Source organism: Actinomycetospora atypica (assembly GCF_042653685.1).
GTDB classification, from domain to species: Bacteria; Actinomycetota; Actinomycetes; order Mycobacteriales; family Pseudonocardiaceae; genus Actinomycetospora; species Actinomycetospora atypica.
The window spans coordinates 1-566 of sequence record NZ_JBHSIV010000108.1 but is presented as its reverse complement, the minus strand read 5'-3'; the positions used below and the strand labels follow the sequence as shown (position 1 = coordinate 566).

General features: G+C 82.2%; 1 pseudogene. It reads left to right on the top strand.

Annotation, left to right across the window (positions count from 1 at the left end):
- A pseudogene (locus ACFPBZ_RS29525) lies at nucleotides 1-566 on the top strand (DNA polymerase III subunit gamma/tau); the annotation flags it as partial.

The following is a 566-nucleotide window of genomic DNA, read 5'->3' as shown; positions in this document are numbered from 1 at the left end:
CGACCGGCAGCCCGAGAGGTCGGCCCCGGCGCCGGCCGCGCAGCGTCCGGCACCCACCGAGGAGCCCGCGGCGGCTCCCGCGGCCGCCGCTCCGGCGGGCGCGATGGACGCGGCCGGGCTGCGGCGGGTGTGGCCGGAGGTGATGAGCGCGGTGCGGGAGGTCAACAAGCCGACCCACGCGCTCCTGCAGAACGCCACGGTCGCCGCCGTCGAGGGCACCACCGTCACGCTCGCGATGCCGACCGCCCCGCTCGCCCGCCAGCTCTCCCAGCCCAACCGCGCGAGCCACGTCACCGCCGCCCTCGGCCGCGTGCTCTCCGGGGAGTGGGCGGTGCGGGCCACCGACGCGACCGGGCAGGCGGCGGGCGGGTCGGCGCCCGAGTCCGACCGCGGACGCGCCCCTCAGCAGTCGTCGCCACAGGCCCCGCCCTCGCGCGGCACCCCGGCCCCGCCGCGGGGCCAGCAGTCCCGGCCGTCGGCCCCGTCCTCCGACGGTGGGCGCCCCCCGGGCGACGGCGGCGCCCCGGGCGGGCGTCCCCAGTTCCAGCGCCCCAGCGCCGCCCGGG